Consider the following 22,129-nt stretch of genomic DNA (forward strand, 5'->3'; position numbering starts at 1 on the left):
CTTTATTTTTGTTTACAGCATTTTTCAAAAAGCATCTTCTGCTCGGAGATTTTTTGCTCAATTTTCGATAAATCACGATGTTCAATCATTTTTTGACAGCGCTCCATTTCAAGATTGACTAATTTTTTCTTAATCCGAAGCATTTTTTTGCTCATCTGCACATCATTTACTTGCTTTGCTAAGATTTCTCCATTGGTTGAATCTAGATATTGACTGCGTAAGCAGTTCAATTTTTCATGTAGATATTGCTTATCCATTTTTCTCTCCACTTAAGTCATTTTTAATTTCTCAATCATCACTAAAAAGGGGGGCTGATTGATTTGGTTGATTGTTTTATAAAGGGCGACAGTAAATTCCTGCTGCGGCAATTGACTGACAAAGTCTAAAACTGCATCTCGCTCCACATCACCACCTTCATGCCCATAATAAATCATGATTGCAATCCGACCACCAGTTACTAAACGCTGACATAATTTTTCCAAAGCCTGAATAGTTGTATGTGGCTGCGTAATCACTGTTTTATCTGCCGACGGAAGATAGCCTAAATTGAAAATAGCTGCTTTAATGCTTTCAACATATTGATCCACATTTTCGTGACCTGTCAAAAACAGTTCAACATTGTCCAATTTAGCTTCTGCCAAGCGCTTGGTGGTTTGCTCAATGGCTTGCTCTTGAATATCAAAAGCATACACTTTTTTAGCTAATCGTGCCAAGAAAAGCGTGTCGTGCCCATTGCCCATAGTGGCATCAACGACGATGTCTTCATCAGTCACTACTTCCTCTAAAAAAGCATGTGCCATTTGTAATGGTCTTAACATATAAATCGTTGCTCCTTTGCTTTACACCCTTGAACGCTGCCGCGACGGTTCATTTCTTGCTCAATCGCATTGAGCACTTCCCATTTGTTGAGGCTCCACATGGGCCCAATTAGCATGTCCCGTGGTGCATCGCCTGTAATCCGATGAATGACGATATGCTCAGGGATTATTTCTAATTGGTCACAAACAATAGAAACATACTCATCTTGGCTAAGCAGCTGCAAGCGTCCTTCATGATAATCTCGTTGCATCCGTGTGTTGGTCATTAAATGCAAAAGATGTAATTTAATCCCTTGAATGTCATTGTCTGTCACACAGCGGCGAACATTTTCTATCATCATCTCGTGAGTTTCACCAGGTAAGCCATTGATTAAGTGGGAAACTATCTCGATTTTTGGAAATTTCCGCAGGCGTTGAACCGTTTCAACATATAATTCATAGGAATGTGCGCGGTTAATCAATTGCGAAGTAGCTTCATAAGTCGTCTGCAAGCCCAGCTCTACCGTCACATGCATGCGTTCAGACAATTCTGCTAAATAGTCAATCGTTTCATCAGGTAGACAGTCTGGCCTAGTTCCGATATTGATACCGACAACCCCTGGCTCATTGATAGCTTGCTCATATCGCTCACGAATGACCTCCACCTTATCATGGGTATTGGTAAAATTTTGAAAATAAACTAGATATTTCTTGACTTCAGGCCACTTTCGATGCATAAAATCAATTTCCTTGTAAAATTGCTCACGAATCGGTGCTTCTGGTGCTACAATGGCATCACCTGAACCAGATACCGTACAAAAAGTACAGCCACCATGAGCTACCGTTCCGTCTCGATTAGGGCAATCAAATCCCGCATCAATCGGAACTTTAAAGGTCTTCTCTCCAAATAGTTTTCGATAATAAGCATTTAACGAATTATATGGTTTCATAACCTCCATTGTACCACAAAATAAAACAGAACTCGCGCTCGGAGTTCCATTTACACTTTATTCATGTCAATTGGCTTCCATTGGTGCTTTTTCAAATCCACACAGCCATTCGTTTTAAAAGTCACTCCTTCAGCCCAGAGGAGATGTCGCTGATCTTCCCATGCTGGTGCTAAGCGTCCTGCTGCATTGACCACACGGTGGCAAGGAAATTTCCCATAAAGTTCTGCTTGAGACAGCACGCGCCCCACTAAACGAGCATTTCTTTCTCGCCCTATCAAATGTGCAATTTGTCTATAGGTAGCCACTTCTCCTACAGAAATCTGCTCAACTATTGACAAAATTTGAAGAATCAGACGTTTATCTAAAACTTTTACCACCCTGCCTCCTCTAAACTGTCTGCTAATAATCTATTTTTGCTTTCCTGCAAAACGCCATTGGAAGCGCACCTTATCATAGTATGGAAATTCAATATATAAAATCCCCACTCCTAATAAAAGGCTTCCTAAAACATCTGTCGGATAATGCACACCCAGATAAACACGTGACATTGCAATGAGAAGAATCATCGTAATCAATAAACCTTGCAATAAACGTTTTGTCTGTACGGTTTGCACTCGTTGGCTAACAATAATCAACAAAGTACCAAAGATTAAAGTCGAAGCCAAGGCATGTCCACTCGGAAAAGAAAATCCACCTTCTTCTACTAAATGTTGGAGCGTAGGACGAGGACGTTGATAGACATTTTTCAAAAGAGCCACTAAAATTCCCGTCAAAGCAAGATTTCCAGCCAAAAGAATTGCCTCACTCCACCATTTTTTATAAAGGAAAAGACCAACTAAAACTACAACCCAAGTCACAACAACAGGAGTATTGATCAGACTAGTCAAGCTAGAAAAAAACACGGTCAATGCATGTGGCAAATTGCCACGCAAAGTCGTTTGAAGTAGATTATCAATTCCTTTTAATTGACCTGAATGAAACTTAACAACGTATCCTAGAATTACAAAAAGCAAAAGGGCAAAAGAGCCCTTGGTTAAAAAAGTTTGTTTATTTTTCATATTTGATTAAAATCGGTTTTAAAAGCAAATGAATGAGCCAGAAGGCAACTGCAAAAACCACACCTTCTAATAGATTAAATGGAATGACCATTGCAAATAGATAGTTTGCCACGCCCAGAATCTTTGAAATATCAAAATTAGCAAACGTTGCGTATAGCGGAATTGCATAGATATAATTCAAAAGAAGCATTGCCACAGTCAATCCCAGTGTCCCCGCCACAGAAGCGATTAGAAAACGAACGGTGGTTTGCTCTTTTTTCCAAATCAAGGCAAAAGCAATTACGAAAACAGCAACCGCAATGATATTCATCGGCAAGCCAATATAAGTATTGACACCTTGATTGTTCAGCAGTAGTTTGAGCGCCGAACGAACCAATAAAATGCTCAAAGCACCACCTAAGTCCAGCACCACTAATCCCAGTAGGATTGGTAAAATACTGAAATCTAGCTTTAAAAAGCTAGCCCCCGGTAAAATCGGGAAATCAAAGAACATCAGCAAAAATGAAATTGCTGAAAGAATGGCAACAACAGCCATTTTGCGTGTATGTGTCATAACAGGTTCCTCCAATTTATAAAAATTAGAGAAGCTGGAAGGCTTGCTGAAGAACGATTTCTCTAAATCAACGGAACCTTTGAAATAGTATAAGAAAATCTCCTTAAATAAAATTTAAAAGCTGTACTTTTAGACCTTCTTCATTGCCTTTCGTCTTCTCCCATCCAGACTGTACTGTCGGTTGTGGAATTGCACCACATCAGCTTACGCTCGCGGACTTAAAACAGCTATCCAGTTGGCAAAGATTTTGTTTTTAAATGAAGTGGCGTTTCAAAGGTACACAAAGAAACTACAACGCTATATAAAAACAAAAGATTGTCAACGGCTGCAAATTACCGCCGGTCGGGAATTTCACCCTGCCCTGAAGACCCTTTAATCATAACAAAAAAAGCCTGCTAGAGCAAGCATTTTATCCGATGTCGTCCATTCTTTTAAGAAATCCTATTTTAATTTGTCATGTGCATAGTGATGTACTAGCTCCAAACCTGCAAAATTTTGTTGCCGCAGGGCTTCATACACCAGCATACAGACTGTATTTGACAAATTCAGACTTCTGACATGTTCATCATTCATAGGAATCCGCAGGGCTTTTTCAGAATGATCACGCATAAAATCTTCTGGCAAGCCCTTATCCTCACGCCCAAACATGAAATAGTGATTTCCAGCAGTTGCAAAATTTTCTTCTGCATAAACTTTCTCCGCAAACTTAGAAATCAAATACAATTGTCCGTCCATTTTACTCATGAACTCTTCTGAATTGTCATAATAAGTAATGTCCAGCTTATCCCAATAATCCAAGCCAGCTCGTTTCATCTTACGGTCATCAATCGGAAATCCCATTGGTAAAATGATATGAAGAGGCGAATTGGTCGCCGCACAAGTCCGTGCGATATTTCCTGTATTTTGAGGAATTTGTGGTTCAAAAAGAACAATGTGATTTTGAAATGTTGTCATATGTTATAGCCTTCTCATCTATCTTAGTGAACTGTGATTGCTACCAAGCAAAAAAATAGCCACACTACCCGGAGTCAAGCTCAGCAGACAGCGTGGTTTAAGGCTCATTAACTTACATCACAACAGGTTTGAGGTAAATCAATGAGGGTACTTTCTTAGTATATCACTTTCTTAGCACATGTCAACAAAAAAAGCTTTATTTTTTCATATTTTCTAGATTTATATGACGAATTTTCAAGTTTTATCTTTTTATTTTCAATTACTAGACTCTTCTGAATAAAATATCTCTTTTTCTTTCTTCAAAACGATGAAATTTTTGCAAAAAAAGGGTATGATAGAGGGGTATACTTGGGAGGTATAACATGAAAATTATTGTCGTTGGTGGCGGTAAAGTAGGCTCTGCACTTTGTCGTTCACTTGTGGCTGAAAAACACGATGTGATTCTCATTGAGCAAAACGAAGCCGTACTGAATCGCATCACCAAGCGTTATGATATTATGGGCATTGTTGGTAACGGTGCCAATTTTAAAATTTTAGAGCAAGCTGATGTAGAGCATTGCGATATTTTCATTGCCATGACAGAGCACGACGAAGTCAATATGGTATCAGCTGTGTTGGCGAAAAGAATGGGAGCAAAAGAAACGATTGTCCGAGTGCGCAATCCAGAGTATTCTAATTCTTATTTTAAAGAAAAAAATATCCTTGGTTTCTCTCTCATAGTCAATCCTGAATTACTAGCAGCACGCTATATTGCAAATATCATTGAGTTTCCAAATGCGCTCTCTGTTGAGCGATTTTCCAATGGACGCGTCAGCTTAATGGAATTTAAAGTTAAGCAAAATAGTGACCTCTGTCAGATGACCATGTCTCAATTTCGCAAAAAATTTGGCAATGTCTTGATTTGTGCCATTAACCGCAATGGACAATTGCTCATTCCAGACGGTGAAATTACCATTTTGCAGAATGATATTATCTATGTCACCGGAAATCGGGTAGAAGTCATTCTTTTCCATAATTTCGTGCGACCCAAAGTCATTAAAAGTTTGATGCTCATTGGTGCAGGAAAAATCGCCTACTATCTACTTAATATTTTAAAAAATAGCAAAATAAAACTGAAGGTGATTGAAATCAATCCGAGACATGCTGAATGGTTTAGTCAAGAATTTCCGCATTTACATATTGTTCAAGGTGATGGTACTGCAAAAGACATTTTACTAGAAGAAAGTGCTCAACACTATGATGCAGTTGCGACCCTGACTGGTGTAGACGAAGAAAATATCATTTCTTCTATGTTCCTTGAAAGCATGGGGGTTCAAAAAAATATCACGAAAGTCAATCGGACTAGTTTACTTGAAATCATTGACAGTCAGGAATTTTCAAGCATTGTAACACCAAAGAGAATTGCTGTTGACACGATTATGCACTTTGTCCGCGGACGTATGAATGCTCAATATTCTGATTTACAGGCCATGCACCACCTTGCCAATGGACAACTTGAAACTCTGCAATTTCAAATAAAGGAAGAAAATAAAATGACTGGAAGACCACTTTCCAGCCTCAAACTGAAAAAAGGTGTCTTGATTGCTGCCATTATCCGAAATGGAAAACCTGTTTTCCCAACGGGGGAAGACCACATTCAAATCGGTGACCAAATTATCGTCACAACTCTGATCCAAAATATCACACAAATATATGATTTGTTAGAGAGGTAAGCCATGAATAGAAGTATGATTCGTTTCCTCCTCTCAAAATTGTTAATCATTGAAGCAGGATTACTGCTAATTCCACTCATTGTAGCGTTTATCTATCATGAACCCAATCAAAACCTGCTCTCAATTTGCACCACAATTGGTATTCTCTTAGCAGTCGGATTTTTAGGTATTTCTTTTAAACCTAAAAATCATCACATTTATGCCAAGGAAGGGGTCCTGATTGTCGCCTTATGCTGGATACTTTGGTCCTTTTTTGGAGCTCTTCCTTTTGTTTTTTCGGGACAAATTCCTCATCTCATTGATGCTTTCTTCGAGATCAGTTCAGGCTTTACAACAACTGGAGCTTCAATCTTACCAGATGTTTCTGTTTTGTCGCATTCCCTCCTCTTTTGGCGCAGTTTTACCCACTTAATCGGAGGTATGGGAGTACTTGTCTTTGCTCTGGCTATTATGGAAAATAATAAAAATAGCCATTTGGAAGTGATGCGAGCAGAAGTTCCTGGTCCTGTTTTTGGGAAAGTTGTCTCTAAATTAAAGGACACTGCACAAATTCTCTATTTGCTGTATTTAGCACTTTTTGTTATTTTTGTAGTGATTTATTATCTGGCAGGAATGCCTTTATTTGATAGTTTTATCATTGCCATGGGAACAGCGGGAACAGGAGGCTTTAGTGTTTACAATGATGGTATTGCGCATTATCACAGCTCATTGATTACTTATTTAGTGAGCTTTGGTGTGCTCATCTTCGGTGTGAATTTTAATCTGTATTATTTCCTACTACTACGAAAATTCAAAGCCCTTTTTGGTGATGAAGAATTGCGAACTTATCTCATTATTGTAACATCTGCAACTATATTCATCTGTCTCAATGTTTTCCATATTTATCAAAATCTTTCCCAGACCTTAGAAGTTTCTCTTTTTCAAGTATCTAACATTATCACCACTACCGGTTTTGGGCTTGGTGACATTACATCTTGGCCACTCTTTTCTCAATTCATCCTTCTCATTCTCATGTGCATAGGAGGGTCCGCTGGTTCAACCGCCGGCGGTTTAAAGGTGGTTCGTTGCTTAATCTTAGTCCGCATTGCTAAAAATCAAGTATTGTCCACCCTCTCACCAAAGCGGGTATTGACTCTGCACGTCAATCATAGTGTCATTGACAAAGACACCCAGCATAAAATCTTAAAATATCTTGTTCTGTATACGATGATTATCATCTTTCTCATTTTTATCGTCAGTTTAGACAATAATAACTTGATGACAGTCGTCAGTGCTGTTCTTAGCTGTTTCAACAACATTGGACCAATGTTAGGAACAACTGATAGCTTTGCAATCTTTGGTCCTATGTCCAAACTTCTACTCTCTCTTGCCATGATCGCAGGGCGTTTAGAAATTTACCCAATGATCCTGCTCTTTATGCCACAGACATGGTCAAAACGATAGCATATCGCCTGAAACTCACTGGTCATAGAACTAACATCTCAGACTGTAGACAAATCACCATTTTGGTAGGTTTGTCTTTTTTTTAGTGGAAATGCTTCTTTGCTAATTTTTTATTTTCTTTTATCAGCTAAGTCATAAATAAAATCCGTAAGAAACCTAAATTTCCTACGGATTTCGTTTGTATATTCTTTTATAATTACAAGATTTTGTAAGTTAACAGTCTCACAATGTTAAAATTCAAGAGCAAATATTTTGACAGGGTTAAATTCTAGGTGATAAAATAGTTCAAAATAAAAACGTTTTCAAATAAGAAATAATTTTATTCTTTAGCTTCACCAGCTCTGTTTATTAAACTACAAATGATTAAGAAGTACAGAACAATGCCTGTAGAAATAATTACTAAAGAAATATTTAAACAACATTATCAAAAGGCAAAATGGAAATCCTTTATTCAATCCGTAGAAATGTCTATTCTATTGAAAAAAAGAGGGTATAATGTTGAGTTCATTGGCTTCTTTACTAACAATCAATTACAAGTATCAGCATTATTATTTAGTACAAAAATGGCAGGTGGTCTATACCTAGAAATCAACTCTGGACCTGTTGTCACTAATTATGAGTTCTTGCCTAAATGTTATGAAGAATTAAAAATCTATGCAAAAAAATTAAACGCTATGGAGCTTGTTGTAAAACCATATGATATTTACCAAGTGTTCAATAGTAAAGGTGAGCCTATTAGTACAGAAAAAATGAACTTATATCTATGCTTACCAACTTGAATTATCAATTTGATGGATTACAAAAAGACTATCCTGGGGGTGAGGGTGATTGGCATTTTATAAAAGATTTAAATGATTTAACAGAAGAAACATTACTAAAATCTTTTACCAAACAAGGGAAATCATCAGTAAAAAAAGCTAAAACATTTGGTATAGAACTGCATAAAATTAAACGTAATGAGCTTTATAAATTTAAGCAGATTACTTCATCAACTTCTGAACGTCGCAACTATAATGATAAGACTTTAGATTATTATGAAAAATTTTATGATAGCTTTGGAAGCAATGCAGAATTTATCATAGCTAGCATAAATTTCAAAAATTATCTGGAGCATTTACAAATTAATCAGAATGAATTATCCCAAAAAAATAAAACAACTACAAGCTTATCTAGAAAAAAACAATCACTCTCCTGAAAAAAAGTTGAATCAAATTCGAGAACTATCTAGTCAATTTGAAACGTTTGAAATACGAAAAAACGAAGCATACCAACTATTAAAACAGCATGGAGACGAAAGTACAATATTAGCTGGCAGTCTTTTTATATACACTCCCCAAGAAACGGCCTATCTCTTTTCTGGATCCTATCCTGAATTTAACAAATTCTACGCACCCGCTCTTTTGCAAGATTATGTAATGCGAGAATCAATCAAGCGAGGCATTCCACGCTATAATCTTTTGGGGATTACTGGTCATTTTAATGGTTCTGATAGTGTACTTCGTTTTAAACAAAATTTCAATGGTTATGTCCTGAGAAAAATGGGAACTTTTAGATATTATCCTTCCCCATTTAAACATAAAACTATTCAAATAATTAAAAAAATTTTAAATAGATAAATCCTTAAATACCTTCCATGATTTTGCTACACTTGCTTAAAAGACTATGTGATCCAATATAAAGTCTTCATTAGGTGTGTAATCCTAGTGAGATATTTGTGATTAGTAGTTTATTATGTTTATCGCAAAAAGCAACAATAACCCTTACTCATTCTCCACTGAGATTAGTGTACTATCTACTTCTTATCAGATAAGCTATGATGATTCTATTTAAACACAAAAAGAATGTTAGAGACAAACTAACATTCCATAATTTTTCACTCTGATTATATTATAGAAAAAGCATTTTTTCACTTTTTTAAAATTTACCGTATAGGAACTAAATGAAACAACAATTTAGTATATAGTCTCATCTTCGAAACATACTACATGTTATCTTTCACTGCGACTGCTACCATTCTAGCTTTGGCACGCACCTGACCCGCTACTGTCATCTCCATTGCCACAATGGCTTTTCTTTGGCCTAGTTCTTCAAGTCGAGAAATGACCGTAATTTCCTCATCAATGGGTGTTGGACTTTTATAATTTATTTCCAAACGAGCTGTGATAAATCGTCCAATGACCGTTTCTTCTGTCAAATCTAAGCCCTTATTTTGATGAGCAAACCAGGCTGCTGAAGCGGTACCATGACAGTCAAAAATCATGGCAATCATACCGCCAAATAGATTAGCTGGAACACCACCGGTATACTGTTGAGCTGGTGTTATCTTGCTAATGCAGCTAGTTCCGTTTAAACTAGGATAAGTTTTTAAATGCAAGCCTGACTCATTCTTAGAACCACATCCCCAACAATGCCGGAATCGATTACCATAAGTATCTTGAATAGCAATATTTCTTGTTTCCAAAACCATTTGTTCTCCTTTTTAAAATTAAATTTATAAGCGCTTTCATGATTATTATATCAGTCTTTAAATGAAGAGTAAACACGAAGTAGATTCAAGATATTTTAATCGTTCGTCTAAGCTGATTTTATAGAAAAGATAGTTAGATTTCACACAGCGAATGCCTTTAAAACTTTTCAATTTTCATTGAATATGAGATGAACCGGCAACAAAAGGCCCGCGAGAAATACAAAAAACGAGCAATTTTGATTTTCTGTTAGTTAGAATGTCAAAATTGTTCGTTTTTTATATTTTTACTATTAAGTTATAGTATTTTATAAAGAATCTCTGGTTGACCTCTTTATAGAGAATGCGTCTCAACCTCTTTCTTTGTCTTCTGCATAATTACGCTTCAAGCTAAAAACATCCGGCACAGGATCATCTCCTCCTTCTGCCCAAGGATGACAACGCAAAATACGTGCTGTTCCCATTAAGACACCTTTAGCACCGTGCTTTTCAATCGCTTGAATCATATAATTTGAACAAGTCGGCTGATAGCGACAAGAAGGTGGAAAGGCTGGCGAGATAAACTTTTGATAAAAACGCACTGGTGCGATAAAAATTTTTTTCATCATTTTTTCTTCGTCACAGCTAGGTTATGTAACTGGCTGACCTCTTTTTTATTGAGACGGCGAGCTTCACCTGGACGAAGTCCCGTTAAATTCAAATGACCGAATTGCGTACGAGAAAGTTTATCTACTTGCAAACCAACCGCTTCAAACATCTTTTTCACTTGATGATTTCGTCCTTCATGAATGGTCAACTGGACAACCGAACGATTCTTAATCGGGTCTACTTTCAGAATTTCATAAACCGCTGGTTTGGTTTTTTTGCCGTCAACTTCCACACCTTTTGTCAAGGGACGGAGAACTTCTTTATCAGCCACCCCCTTGACACGAGCTACATAGACCTTATCAATTTCATTTCTAGGATGAATCATCTCATCTGTAAAATCGCCATCATTTGTCAAAATCAAAGCACCCGACGTATCCCAATCAAGTCGACCAACTGGATAGATTCTCTCTGTGACATTTGGCAACAAATCAACCACCGTTGGACGACCTTTGTCATCTGTCACGCTAGAAATGACACCGCGAGGCTTGTTTAAGAGATAATACACTTTTTCTTCATTGTAAATCGGCTGACCACTGACCTCAACACGATCACCTGACTTGATCGTCGTCGCCAACTCACGAACAACTTGTCCATTCACAGTGACAAGCCCTTGTTTTATCAACTCTTCTGCCTTTCTACGACTCGCAATCCCTGCGTGAGCAATATATTTATTGATTCTCATCCTCTATCCTTTCGGTAAATAGCTGACTTTCTTCTGCTATTAACTCTGTTTCTTCTACTATTGGCAATTCTTCTAAGCTATTGATTCCCATATAATCCAAAAAATAATCCGTTGTCACATAAAGATTTGGGCGCCCTAGCACTTCTTTTTTTCCATTTTCACGAATCAAGTCAAATATCTGCAACTTTGAAATCGCACCACTAGAATTGACCCCACGAATCTCATCCACTTCCATTCTCGTAATAGGCTGCTTATAAGCAATAATGGACAAAGTTTCCAAGGCAGCTCTTGATAAACTTTGATTGATAGGGGCTTTTGAATATTCCCGCAACAATTCAGCAAAATCTTGCTTGGTAACAATTTTATAAGTATTCGACGTCTCTAACAAGGCAAGACTTGAATCTTCATCTTTTTGATACTTTTCTGCCAGTTTCTCCAAACTCTGTGTCACTCCCGTAGGAGGCATAGAGAGGAGCTCTGCCAGTTGACGGACACGCAAGCCGTCCTCGCCCGCCACAAAGAGCAGGGCTTCAATCTCTGCTAACTTACTCATTTCTTTTTCCTATTAGATAAATATTCCCAAAATTTTCTTCTTGCATTACTTGAATTTCTTGGACTTTTACTAGTTCCAATGTCGCTAAAAATAAGGTAATCACTTCATTCATATCTTTTGTTTCTGAAAAAATGGCTTGCAGAGCAATTTTTTCTTGAGAATAACAGCGTTCACGTATCACATCCATCATGTCTTCGATTTTATATTCATCTTTGACAATCGTTGTATGACTTTGAGCAAATTCTTCTCTTTTTTGCGTCATCAATTTAGAAAAAGCCAAAAATAAATCAATCGTTGTCTTATCATGGAGCAATGTTGCATCTTCATACACCAATTCAATTTTAGGTTTGGAATAATAAAGAGCTCGTTCTTCATGTTGCTCCGCCATTTTCTCACCTAACAATTTGAATTTCCGATATTCCTCAATTTGAGAAAGCAAATCTTGCTCCAAATCTTCTTCAGTTTCTAAGCTATCAGCTACTTTTGGCAAGAGTTTTCGGCTTTTAATCAACATGAGCTGACTTGCCATAACCATGTATTCTCCCGTCACTTCTAACTTCATTGCTTGAAGAGTCGCCACATAAGCCAAATATTGCTCAATGACCTCTGTAATCGGCACATCATAGATATCCATTTGATATCTTGACACCAAATGAAGCAATAAGTCCAATGGGCCTTCAAAATCTTTAATTTTTATGTCCATTATCTGTATTTTTCTAATGTCATCATTGTTTTCAAGCCTAAATTGCGCGCAATTTCATACAATTCAACACCTTGCTCTCGCTGACGTAAAATATATTGCTCTCGCAAACTCTGAGCTGATAAAGTAGCTTGATTTTTTTCAATCAAAAAAGCTTCTAATTGACGAAAGCCCCATTGGCGCGAATAGCTTTTCCCATTCTTTTCTAACAAATAAGTTCCTTCCAGAGTTGTTTCCAGTTCTCCAATCAACTGGTCTGGAATGGGCACAATGCGCTTTTGACCTGCTTTCTCAATGCGAATAATCTGAAAATCCAGATTGACATCTGCTACTTTCAACTGCAAAATTTCGCTTGGTAAAAGCCCCATTTCTAAAATGAGAAGCGCAATCAAGCGACCGTTGTATTGATTTGTATCTGCATAAAAATCAGACAAATCCAAAATTTCCGCATCGTGTTCTTTCGGAATACCAACTTTTGGCAACTCCAAACGATAAAAGTCTGAAATCAACCGTTGCTTGTATAAATAATGCAAAAATTGATTGATAGCAGATAGTTTTCGTTTCTGAACAGATGGTTTGAAGTCAGCAATAGAAGCTTGGTAAATCCTCAGATTGGTCTCTGTAATTTTTGCATGGGTCACATCTATGAATTGCTCTAAATCATAAAAATAAGCTGTTTTTGAATTCTCAGATAAATTTTTTCCTTCTAAAAAGGTTGTTATTTCTTCTTTCATTTTGGATGAATCTCGTATTCATTCGCAAAACTATGCAAAAGGGCATTGACCGCTTTTAAGATAGATTTACGTGTAATAATTCCTTGAAATGTATTGTCCTGATCAACGACTGGCAAGAAGGACTCGTCTACTAACTTATGCAACACTTCTGTCAATGTAAAATCTGGACCAACTGTCAGGTCATCTTTTTTTGCCATGTGAACAATATCCGTTGTCATAAATTCCTCATCAGGAATTTCATGCTGCATTTGGTAAGACAAGATGTCTGTCAGCGAAATAGTTCCAACAAACTTCTTTTGATCTGTCACCACGGGTACTCGTGAGTAGGTCATCTGACTCAACAACAAAATAGCATGATCAGCATTGTGAGTATCAATCAAAACAGCTAAGTTTTCTGCCGGTGTTAAAAAAGTATCTTCTTGCTGTAAGAGAAAATCTTCAAATTCCTTAGCAATCATCGAGCAAACTCCTTTGATAGGCGAGAATAAAGTTCATGGCTACGCGTGTAATAGTCTACTTTAAACATATCATCTGTAATTTCTACTTTAGCATACAGTCGCTCATTGATGACACCGCGTGGTTGACTGATAGAGCCGGGATTTAAAAAGAGTGTTTTTCCTTCCGTCCACGCATCTGGAATATGCAAATGCCCATACAAACAAATATCTGCGTTTACCTCTTGTGCCCAGAGGTCCAATTTTTGAAAACCAAAATTAATCTGTTGAAGGTGACCATGAGTTTGTGCGATAATCGTTCCGTTTAAGTCCGTCACTAAACGGTCTGGATAACCACCATAGAAATCCATGTTCCCAGCCACAACGTAAATTCCTTGCCACACTTCATCATCACTAGGCAACTCAGAATCACCATTATGAAAAATAGCATCTACTTTCCCAAGATAACGATGTTTTATCTCTTCCACAATAGCGCGATTGCCATGAGAATCACTCATTACGATGATTGTTTGTTTTTCCATGCTGGAAATACCTCCACTAATTTTTGAACTGCTTGAGCTCGATGTGATTGAGCGTTTTTTTCTTCCATTGTTAATTCAGCAGATGTTTTACCTGTTTCGCCTACTAAAAATAAAGGATCATAGCCAAATCCATTTTCGCCTTTCGGCTCAAAATTGATATAGCCCGACCAATCAGCCTCTACGACCAGACTTTCTTTGTCAGGACTTGCCACTACCAGAGTGGTATGAAACTGTGCAGAGCGGTCTTTCAAGTCGAAAACCATTGCTAATTCATGTAGCAATTTTGCATTGTTTTCTAAGTCTGTTGCATCATTTCCAGCAAAGCGAGCAGACCAAACTCCAGGCAGACCACCTAGTGCATCCACTTTTAAGCCTGAGTCATCCGCCAATACTATTTTGCCAGTCAGCTTAGAAATGGTCTCTGCTTTCAAACGAGCATTTTCTTCAAAAGTCATTCCTGTCTCTGCTACCTCTGGCAAATCAGGGTAGTCATTCAGGTTTTCAATTTTGTAGCCTAATTTTTCAAATATTTTACGAAATTCAGCAGTTTTTCCTTCATTGCGAGTAGCGACTAAGATTGTATCTCCGACTGTCAAACCTGACAAATCTTTCTGAGAAAAGAAATCATTCAGCTGAACCCCATTTTTAGGCAAATGCACTAAAACTAACTGTCCCTTTTCCGTAATCAGAATAGCACCTTTATGAAATTGTGCCTGAAACTGTGAATCTTGGTTCTCGTTAATCATTTGCAAGACAAATTGAACAAAAGACATCATGGAGTTATATTGAATCACTGCAACAGAAAAAGACTGCTCTTCAACTACTAATTGACGGAGCTCTTCTTCCATGCGACTGAGTTCTTCCGAATCAACATCCTTAAAATGGAAAGTTCCGCCACGAGAAGACCATTCTCCAACATACCAATCTTGGGTATCTTTATACTCATAAATTTTGCTACTCATAAGGTCACATTCTCCACATTTATTTCTTTGTTTAACCACGTTTCTGCAATTTCAGCAAAACTTTTTGCATTTGCTGTGGTAAAAAAGCGGTGTTGAGGAAGTTCTCCTTCTCTGCTGTGATTGATTTCAAAATAATTAAGCAAGACAGAAATGTCCCGCACACACTCTGCTCCACTATCAATCAATTTCACAGTTGGTCCCATTACATTTTGAATGATTGGTTTTAGCAAAGGATAATGCGTACAGCCTAGCACTAAAGTATCTACCTTGCCTTTTAACGGCATCAAGCTCTCATAGACCACTTTTTTCGTAATGCTAGACGACAGCTCGTTAGATTCTACCAGTGGTACAAACTTGGGACAAGAAAGACTTGTCACCTCCACTTCTGGTAAGAGACGCTCGATTTTTTGCCGATAAATATCTGATTGAATCGTCATTGGCGTTCCAATAATGCCAATCGTCCCATGTTGAGAAGCTTTAATTGCTGCGCTAGCTCCCGGTAAAATCACTCCCAAAACTGGAATATCCAATTTTTCTTTGATTTCTTCCCAAACCACAGCAGTAGCTGTATTGCAGGCAAGAACAATCATTTTGACATTTTGGGTTAAAAGAAATTTCACTAATTGCCATGTATACTCGCGAATCTGATCTGCTGGTCTTGGTCCATAAGGCGCACGCGCAGAATCACCGATATAAATCACTTCCTCATGTGGAAGCTGCCGCATCAGCTCGCGAACAACTGTCAAACCGCCCACGCCTGAGTCTAAAAAACCAATTGGTCGATTATCCATAAGTTCTTCTTTCTAAAGAAGGGACTGGGTGCAAGTCCCAAATCCCCATTCGTTTATCTCTTTAAAAATCAAATTTTATACTGTTTTTAACAACTTATTTTTTCTTTTTAGCATTTTCAAGTGCTGCTTTTTGTTGATTTTTAATTTGACGATACACTTGTTGTACCTTTGCTTCATTTGGCTTTTGTCCATTTGCAGATAGCATTGTACGAACCGCATCAATATTCAAACGTGGATTGTCTGCAAATTCTTTTTCAATTTGTTTGCGGACAAGGTACATTCCAGCGAGCATACCACCAAAGAAAGCCAGAATAATCAACAAAATAGCTAATAGTAAATTCATAAATATGTAATCCTCTTTTCCCTTTTTACATCTTCTTATTATATCAAAAATTGTCTATTTTTCAAAATCAAAGCCATACAAAGTTGCGAAGTAATCCTCCGGTATTTCAGCACGCCGAATCATTCGCACACTGCCGTCTTCTTCCAGTAAAATCTCAGCTGAACGAAGTTTGGCATTATACTGATAGCCCATTGAAAAACCGTGCGCTCCTGTATCGTGAATCGCTAAGGTATCTCCAATATTGGTAATCGGCAGTTTGCGCTGAATGGCAAATTTATCATTGTTTTCGCAAAGACTGCCGACCACATCCACTATTTCTGTCTGTCCGTCTGGGTGATCCATATTTGTAATATGATGATAAGCACCATACATGGCGGGACGCAGCAGGTTCACTGCTGAAGAATCTACACCAATGTAAGTGCGGTAAGTCTTCTTTTTATGCAATACTTTCGTCACCAATAATCCATGAGGGGCCAGCATAAAACGTCCCAGTTCCGTAAAAATTTTAACCTTTCCTAAGCCTGCAGGTGTTAAAATTTCCTCATAAACTCGACGAACTCCTTGTCCAATCGCTAAAATGTCATTTGCTTTTTCTTCTGGACGGTAAGGAACGCCTACTCCGCCTGAAAGATTGATAAAATCCAAGTCCACATTGGTCTCAGCCACAATCTCAACGGCTAATTCAAATAGCTGATGGGCTAATTCAGGATAATAATGATTCGTAACAGTGTTAGAAGCCAATAAGGCATGAATCCCAAATTTTTTAACGCCCAACTTTTTTAAATCTTTAAAAGCTTGAATAAGCTGCTCTTTGGTCATCCCGAATTTTGCTTCTTCTGGAGAATCCATAATATCTGTTCCCAATTCAAACACACCGCCTGGATTATAGCGACAAGAAATAACTTCTGGAATGCTCGCCACTTCCTGTAAAAATGCAACATCTTCATAAGCATCAAGATTGATAGTAGCTCCCAATTCACGCGCAAATTGCATTTCTTTTGCAGGCGTGTCATTGGACGAAAACATCATGTCATTTCCTGAAAAGCCTACTTTTTGGCTCATCAAAAGTTCTACATAGCTGGCGCAATCTACTCCACAGCCTTCATCTTTCAAGATTTTCAAAATAGCCGGATTCGGAGTTGCCTTTACTGCAAAATACTCTTTAAATCCTTGATTCCAAGAAAAGGCTTCCTGAAGCGCGCGAGCTGTCTCACGAATTCCTTTCTCATCATACAAATGAAATGGAGTTGGAAATTGAGCAGTGATTTCAGCTAACTTTTCGCGACTGAGAAATGGTTCTTTCATAGCAAGCCTCATACTTTCTTTTCATTTGCTTTATTATATCATAAAAAAAGAAGCTGAAACCAGTCCAACTTCTAATTCTTACTTTTAATTATCTCTTCCAAAAATACGAAGAATACTGAGGAACAGATTGATAAAATCAAGGTAAAGGCTTAAGGCGAGTGAAACTGCCCAACCAGCCGCTACATTTCCGCCTGATTGCTCATAGACATAGCGGATTCTTTGATTATCCCAAGCAATCAATCCAGAGAAGATAATCACACTAATAATGCTAATGATGAAATCTAGTCCAGAACTTCTAAGGAAAATATTCACCAAACTAGCGATGATAACTCCAATCAGACCTGCAATAAAGGCTCTACCCAAGCCAGAAAGATCTTTTTTGGTAAATTTCCCAATCAATGCCATAGCAAAAAACATCGCTGAAGAAGTAACGAAGGCTGCTAAAACCGTTGCTTGTGTGTAAAGAGCCAATACTAAACTAATCGTAAAGCCATTTAAAGCCGAATAAACTAGAAAAGTTGGCAATGCAGCTGGATTGTTTTTAGCAGACATCCCTGAAGCTGCCCATACAAGAACCAACTCAGCAAAAATAGCTAAGTAAAAAATCCAACTATTCGCTATTATTACTGAATAAATCACATCTTGAAATATTGTTAACATTAAAGCCGAGACAAGGGCAGAAATGCCAATCCCCATACCGACTAATGAATAAACTTTAGCGTAAAAACTATTGATACCACTATTTTCTTGAATAACTGTATTGTTCATAAGCTCTCTCCTTTATTATGATATGTTACGATTTTAACATTTTTCGATGAAAAAGTCTTCTTTTAGCAATTCTTTTCCGAACTGGCGCCATGGCTTCCTTGATTGCCCAGTATTTATCCACCATAGTGACAATATAGCCTTCTTTATACCGTGGCGGCGCCAATGTTGCTCCCCACATGTGTTTGAGAATGATGTCTTCTTCTACTTTATTTAAATTGGTTACTTTCCGTGCATTTCGTACTGCTAAGCGAGGGTGTACCCAAGCATGGCTTTTATTAAATTTCGTTTCCCGCCAATCATAATAAAACATATCGTGCAGAAGTCCACCACGTGCGGTACTTTTTGCATCCCAACCTAATTTTTTCGCAATTTTATAACTCGTATAACTAACATGAATCGAATGCTCCAAGCGATTGGAATAAATATGGTGTGTTATGGTTTTTAATTTCTGGACGCGTGGTTGAGCAATCAATTGTCCAACATGCTCCATATACTCTTTATCTTCTTTATAAAGCATAGAACCACCTCCATGTGCTTCTAATTATAAATACATTTCTAAATTTTAGCTTAAAGCGAAGATGAGAATGCCTGCTGCCACGGCGACATTTAAACTCTCAGCTCGTCCTTTCATCGAAATATGAATGAGGTTATCAGCTGCTTCTGCCATTTCATGACTAATACCCTGTCCTTCATTTCCCAACACAAGAGCAAAATCCGACAGTGGTGCTAACTCTCGATAATCCATCGAATCTTTTGAAAGCGTCGTTGCTAATATCGGTAATTGTACTTGTTTAGCAAGCTCAAGAAAATCTGCTGTTTTTACTCGGTAAACAGGCAAATGAAAATGACTGCCCTGCATGGAGCGTAGGGTTTTCAAATTATAAATATCTGCCGAATGCTGCGAAATAAATACCCCGTCATAGCCAGCCGCATCAGCTGTTCGGATAATCGTGCCCACATTCCCCGGATCCTGCACATCTTCTAAAAAGAGATATTTCCCTTTGAGAACTGCAGGAATCGGCGCTTCCTCAAAAGCAATCTCTGCCACGATGCCTTGTGGTGTTTTAGAATCAGCCAAATCCGCTAAAATATCTGCCGTCACTACATGAACTTGAGGAAAATCTTGCACTCTATCAACAAATTCTTCTAAAACAAAGATATTCCGAAACTCAGCCTGTGCTTGGACTGCTTCTTCAAATAAATGCCATCCCTCAATTAAGTATGAGTCTTTCCGATACTTTTTTTGAAGTAATTTCTTGGTGTTTTTTACCACATTATTAGCTTTTGAGGTTATAATATTCATAGAACTATTATATCACAAAAAGGAGGTTCACATGCAAAAAGTAAGAATGATTGCACAAGGTCGCGTGCAAGGAGTTGGCTTTCGTTGGGGTGTTTACACACTTGCCACAGAAATCGGTGGCATCACTGGACGTGTCTGGAATAATGAAGACGGAACTGTAGAGATCTTAGCACAAGCGGAGAATTCTGCACTCATGGCAAAATTTATCCAAGAAATCCGCAAAGGACCAACGCCATTTTCAAAAGTCAGCTATTTAGATGTCACAATGGCTAATTTTGATTCCTATTCAGATTTTAAAATTGCAAATTAGGTCCCAAGAACTATTGTATATTTAGGAAAAAAACAGTAGAATAGAAAGGTATTATTTTTTAGAAAAAGGAAACAAAAACGTGAAAAAATTAAATCGTATTTTATTCTCAGGGTTAGGGCTGTCTATGCTTCTGCTACTCTCAGGATGTGTGCAAGTCAAAGATGGCAAGCCTGCTGGATTTGTCTGGGATATTATTGGAAGACCAATGAGCCTTGCCATTCAGTATTTTGCTAATAATATGGGACTTGGTTTTGGTATGGCCATTATCATCGTCACCTTGATTGTGCGCTTGATTATCCTTCCACTTGGACTCTATCAGTCTTGGAAATCAACTTACCAATCTGAAAAGATGAATTACTTGAAGCCTATTTTTGAGCCGATCCAAGAACGCATGAAGAATGCGGAAACACAAGAAGAAAAACTGGCTGCTCAGCAAGCACTCATGGCTGCTCAAAAAGAAAATGGTGTCAATATGCTCGGAGGTATCGGATGCCTTCCTCTCCTGATTCAATTACCATTTTTCTCTGCCCTTTATTTCTCTGCTCAATACACTGAAGGAGTGGCTAAGAGTGTATTCCTAGGAATTCCACTCGGAAAAGCCAGCATTCTTCTCACCATTATCGTCGGAATTTTGTATTTCATTCAATCTGCTTTGACCCTTGTCGGCGTTGATGAGGTTCAAAAAGAGCAAATGAAGAAAATGATGTACATGAGCCCGCTCATGATTGTCATCTTCTCGTTCACAGCTCCAGCAGGTGTTACACTTTACTGGGTAGTCGGTGGTTTCATCATGATTATCCAACAATTGATTATCAATCATTACATCCGTCCTCAGCTCAGAAAATGCGTAGCTGAAGAATATAAAAATAATCCGCCTAAAGCCATTAAAAATTCTGGTCGTAAAAAAGATGTGACACCTCAAGCACAGGCCGTTATTGAAAATAGAAAACAAAATAAAAAGAAAAATCGTAACGCTGGAAAACAACGTTCAAGATAAGCAAAAAGGCTGGAAAGATAATTTCCAGCTTAAACTGATGAAGAGTCTGTTTCAGGGACTTTTCTTCAGTTTTTCTTTTTATAATAATAATGAATACTCCATTTAGAGTTCCGTTGCTATTTTTAAACATTGAGCAAGCTTGATTACTTGAAAAAGTAGTTTGTCTCTATATTGAAAGAAATAAATTAGAGGGATTGGAGTCTCATTTTATTAATTCAATAGAATAAATTTGTAAAGTTATCGTAAATAGGTCGAACTTGCTAAATATTTTTTCACTCTTAGCTAAATTACCTATACTCTCAATTATCGATATCATATCTCTTTGTCTATTTATTATTGCAAGATAATGAAATTAAATAATCTTGTAGCATTATCATCTATAAAGCAACCGGACAAATCCAAAAGCTAGCCTTACACATATTTGAGTTAGTCATCTTTGAATATATATTATGTTTTTATTACTCACAACATTATTCTATTCAATGATTTCGGCAAATTCTTCAACAGACTTTCTCACATGTGGATAACCCGCCTGTAAGGCCTTTCCCACTGGCAGCATCAAAATTGGTTCCCAATCATTTGGTACTTTGAGATAGATTTTGATTGCCTCAAAATCAACCCCCCGCATAGGTACGCTATCATAGCCAAAAGCTCGCACCACCTGCATGAGATTCATAGCAAATAGACCAACATCCAATCGCAATCCCTCAATCTCCTTGTCTTCAGGGTGAAGAGAAAAATACTGACGAATCCTATTAGTGCGTTCAACAGCATTATCCTCTGTAATGACTCCTTCTTTCAAATGAAAAGCCTGCCATCGCTCTAAATTATAGGACTCTTTATCCCCAAACAGAAGAAATACCGCTGAAGCTGTCTCAACTTGTGGCTGATATGCTGACAGTCTCTTTAACTCTCTTTGCTTTTCTTTGTTTTTTACAACTACAACTCGCCAAGGCTGGAAATTATTGCTGGATGGAGCATAGCTAGCATGCTTTAGCATTTCCTTAATAAGATCGTTTGATAAAATGGTATTAGGATCAAACTGCCGAACGGATGCACGCTCATCTAAAAAGTGTAAATAATCATTCATGATAAGTCTCCTTGTTTTTTTAAGATAGCTTTATTA

General features: G+C 37.7%; 27 protein-coding genes, 1 pseudogene and 1 riboswitch. Of the genes and pseudogenes, 5 read left to right on the forward strand and 23 right to left on the reverse strand.

Features of this window, described 5'->3' with window-relative positions; translation table 11 throughout:
• Positions 1–2: 2 nt before the first annotated feature.
• From RG565_RS03900 to RG565_RS03930, 7 genes are all read right to left on the reverse strand, one after another.
• Positions 3–257: a hypothetical protein gene (locus tag RG565_RS03900; protein ID WP_003041513.1), complete on the reverse strand. Its 255-nt coding sequence runs from the start codon at positions 255–257 to the stop codon at positions 3–5.
• Between the two features lie 12 nt (positions 258–269).
• Positions 270–818: a class I SAM-dependent methyltransferase gene (locus RG565_RS03905; protein WP_247936939.1), complete on the reverse strand. Its 549-nt coding sequence runs from the start codon at positions 816–818 to the stop codon at positions 270–272.
• Positions 812–1,756, reverse strand: a complete 945-nt coding sequence (locus tag RG565_RS03910) for a TIGR01212 family radical SAM protein (RefSeq protein WP_151380522.1) — start codon at positions 1,754–1,756, stop codon at positions 812–814. Before RG565_RS03910 ends, RG565_RS03905 begins: the two co-directional genes overlap by 7 nt.
• A gap of 41 nt (positions 1,757–1,797) precedes the next feature.
• On the reverse strand, positions 1,798–2,124 hold the full coding sequence (locus tag RG565_RS03915) for an MGMT family protein (RefSeq protein ID WP_247936938.1): 327 nt from the start codon (positions 2,122–2,124) through the stop codon (positions 1,798–1,800).
• Positions 2,125–2,154: 30 nt separating this feature from the next.
• On the reverse strand, positions 2,155–2,805 hold the full coding sequence (locus tag RG565_RS03920) for a phosphatase PAP2 family protein (protein ID WP_247936937.1): 651 nt from the start codon (positions 2,803–2,805) through the stop codon (positions 2,155–2,157).
• Positions 2,795–3,358 (reverse strand): ECF transporter S component, encoded by a 564-nt coding sequence (locus RG565_RS03925; RefSeq protein WP_049534573.1) that lies wholly within the window; start codon positions 3,356–3,358, stop codon positions 2,795–2,797. Before RG565_RS03925 ends, RG565_RS03920 begins: the two co-directional genes overlap by 11 nt.
• 148 nt (positions 3,359–3,506) lie before the next feature.
• Positions 3,507–3,731, reverse strand: a riboswitch (FMN riboswitch).
• 68 nt (positions 3,732–3,799) lie between these two features.
• Complete coding sequence (locus RG565_RS03930; RefSeq protein WP_247936936.1) at positions 3,800–4,312, reverse strand: tRNA (cytidine(34)-2'-O)-methyltransferase; 513 nt, start codon at positions 4,310–4,312, stop codon at positions 3,800–3,802.
• Positions 4,313–4,674: 362 nt separating this feature from the next.
• On the opposite strand from RG565_RS03930, the gene trkA reads away from it, so the two are divergent.
• The 3 genes and pseudogenes from trkA (at position 4,675) to RG565_RS03945 (ending at position 9,083) form a co-directional block, all read left to right on the forward strand.
• Complete coding sequence (gene trkA, locus RG565_RS03935) at positions 4,675–6,024, forward strand: Trk system potassium transporter TrkA (RefSeq protein ID WP_247936935.1); 1,350 nt, start codon at positions 4,675–4,677, stop codon at positions 6,022–6,024.
• 3 nt (positions 6,025–6,027) lie between these two features.
• Positions 6,028–7,467 carry a TrkH family potassium uptake protein gene (locus tag RG565_RS03940; RefSeq protein ID WP_247936934.1) on the forward strand — a complete coding sequence of 480 codons (1,440 nt, stop codon included), beginning with the start codon at positions 6,028–6,030 and terminating at the stop codon, positions 7,465–7,467.
• A gap of 380 nt (positions 7,468–7,847) precedes the next feature.
• Positions 7,848–9,083: pseudogene (locus RG565_RS03945) on the forward strand (aminoacyltransferase).
• Positions 9,084–9,448: 365 nt separating this feature from the next.
• Here RG565_RS03945 and RG565_RS03950 read toward each other — a convergent pair.
• From RG565_RS03950 to RG565_RS04020, 15 genes are all read right to left on the reverse strand, one after another.
• Positions 9,449–9,934 carry a thioesterase family protein gene (locus RG565_RS03950; RefSeq protein WP_247936933.1) on the reverse strand — a complete coding sequence of 162 codons (486 nt, stop codon included), beginning with the start codon at positions 9,932–9,934 and terminating at the stop codon, positions 9,449–9,451.
• A gap of 347 nt (positions 9,935–10,281) precedes the next feature.
• Positions 10,282–10,536: a membrane protein insertion efficiency factor YidD gene (yidD, locus tag RG565_RS03955; RefSeq protein ID WP_247937032.1), complete on the reverse strand. Its 255-nt coding sequence runs from the start codon at positions 10,534–10,536 to the stop codon at positions 10,282–10,284.
• On the reverse strand, positions 10,536–11,261 hold the full coding sequence (locus RG565_RS03960) for a pseudouridine synthase (RefSeq protein WP_106083598.1): 726 nt from the start codon (positions 11,259–11,261) through the stop codon (positions 10,536–10,538). The genes yidD and RG565_RS03960 overlap by 1 nt, the downstream gene beginning before the upstream one ends.
• Positions 11,248–11,814, reverse strand: coding sequence for an SMC-Scp complex subunit ScpB (gene scpB, locus RG565_RS03965; protein ID WP_247936932.1), 567 nt, complete (start codon positions 11,812–11,814; stop codon positions 11,248–11,250). Before scpB ends, RG565_RS03960 begins: the two co-directional genes overlap by 14 nt.
• Positions 11,807–12,517: a segregation/condensation protein A gene (locus RG565_RS03970; protein WP_049507869.1), complete on the reverse strand. Its 711-nt coding sequence runs from the start codon at positions 12,515–12,517 to the stop codon at positions 11,807–11,809. Before RG565_RS03970 ends, scpB begins: the two co-directional genes overlap by 8 nt.
• Positions 12,517–13,248 carry a site-specific tyrosine recombinase XerD gene (gene xerD / locus RG565_RS03975; RefSeq protein WP_003029966.1) on the reverse strand — a complete coding sequence of 244 codons (732 nt, stop codon included), beginning with the start codon at positions 13,246–13,248 and terminating at the stop codon, positions 12,517–12,519. The genes RG565_RS03970 and xerD overlap by 1 nt, the downstream gene beginning before the upstream one ends.
• The gene (cbpB, locus tag RG565_RS03980) at positions 13,245–13,706 is read right to left on the reverse strand and encodes a cyclic-di-AMP-binding protein CbpB (RefSeq protein WP_003023640.1); all 462 of its coding nucleotides are present in this window, start codon (positions 13,704–13,706) and stop codon (positions 13,245–13,247) included. The genes xerD and cbpB overlap by 4 nt, the downstream gene beginning before the upstream one ends.
• Complete coding sequence (locus RG565_RS03985; RefSeq protein WP_268732208.1) at positions 13,703–14,224, reverse strand: metallophosphoesterase; 522 nt, start codon at positions 14,222–14,224, stop codon at positions 13,703–13,705. Before RG565_RS03985 ends, cbpB begins: the two co-directional genes overlap by 4 nt.
• Positions 14,200–15,186, reverse strand: coding sequence for a nucleoside-triphosphate diphosphatase (locus RG565_RS03990; RefSeq protein ID WP_143876660.1), 987 nt, complete (start codon positions 15,184–15,186; stop codon positions 14,200–14,202). The genes RG565_RS03985 and RG565_RS03990 overlap by 25 nt, the downstream gene beginning before the upstream one ends.
• Positions 15,183–15,977, reverse strand: coding sequence for a glutamate racemase (gene racE, locus RG565_RS03995; RefSeq protein ID WP_268730379.1), 795 nt, complete (start codon positions 15,975–15,977; stop codon positions 15,183–15,185). The genes RG565_RS03990 and racE overlap by 4 nt, the downstream gene beginning before the upstream one ends.
• A 94-nt stretch (positions 15,978–16,071) precedes the next feature.
• Positions 16,072–16,320 carry a YneF family protein gene (locus tag RG565_RS04000; RefSeq protein ID WP_003023631.1) on the reverse strand — a complete coding sequence of 83 codons (249 nt, stop codon included), beginning with the start codon at positions 16,318–16,320 and terminating at the stop codon, positions 16,072–16,074.
• Positions 16,321–16,374: 54 nt separating this feature from the next.
• A complete protein-coding gene (locus RG565_RS04005) occupies positions 16,375–17,625 on the reverse strand; it encodes a diaminopimelate decarboxylase (protein ID WP_268732209.1) in 1,251 nt (416 codons plus the stop codon).
• Between the two features lie 84 nt (positions 17,626–17,709).
• Positions 17,710–18,393 (reverse strand): Bax inhibitor-1/YccA family protein, encoded by a 684-nt coding sequence (locus RG565_RS04010; protein WP_268732210.1) that lies wholly within the window; start codon positions 18,391–18,393, stop codon positions 17,710–17,712.
• 25 nt (positions 18,394–18,418) lie between these two features.
• Positions 18,419–18,910, reverse strand: a complete 492-nt coding sequence (locus RG565_RS04015; protein WP_126407599.1) for an HD domain-containing protein — start codon at positions 18,908–18,910, stop codon at positions 18,419–18,421.
• Positions 18,911–18,955: 45 nt separating this feature from the next.
• The gene (locus tag RG565_RS04020) at positions 18,956–19,696 is read right to left on the reverse strand and encodes an RNA methyltransferase (RefSeq protein WP_247936928.1); all 741 of its coding nucleotides are present in this window, start codon (positions 19,694–19,696) and stop codon (positions 18,956–18,958) included.
• A 31-nt stretch (positions 19,697–19,727) separates the two neighbouring features.
• Here RG565_RS04020 and RG565_RS04025 point away from each other — a divergent pair, with 31 nt between their 5' ends.
• Entirely contained in the window at positions 19,728–20,006 is a 279-nt protein-coding gene (locus tag RG565_RS04025; RefSeq protein ID WP_003029956.1) for an acylphosphatase, read from the forward strand.
• Positions 20,007–20,085: 79 nt separating this feature from the next.
• On the forward strand, positions 20,086–21,003 hold the full coding sequence (yidC, locus tag RG565_RS04030) for a membrane protein insertase YidC (RefSeq protein ID WP_247936927.1): 918 nt from the start codon (positions 20,086–20,088) through the stop codon (positions 21,001–21,003).
• A 475-nt stretch (positions 21,004–21,478) separates the two neighbouring features.
• On the opposite strand, the gene RG565_RS04035 is transcribed toward yidC, so the two are convergent.
• Entirely contained in the window at positions 21,479–22,093 is a 615-nt protein-coding gene (locus RG565_RS04035) for a nitroreductase family protein (protein ID WP_247936926.1), read from the reverse strand.
• Positions 22,094–22,129: the final 36 nt, after the last annotated feature.

This window comes from Streptococcus sp. IsoGale021, from assembly GCF_031142795.1.
GTDB classification, from domain to species: Bacteria; Bacillota; Bacilli; order Lactobacillales; family Streptococcaceae; genus Streptococcus; species Streptococcus hominis.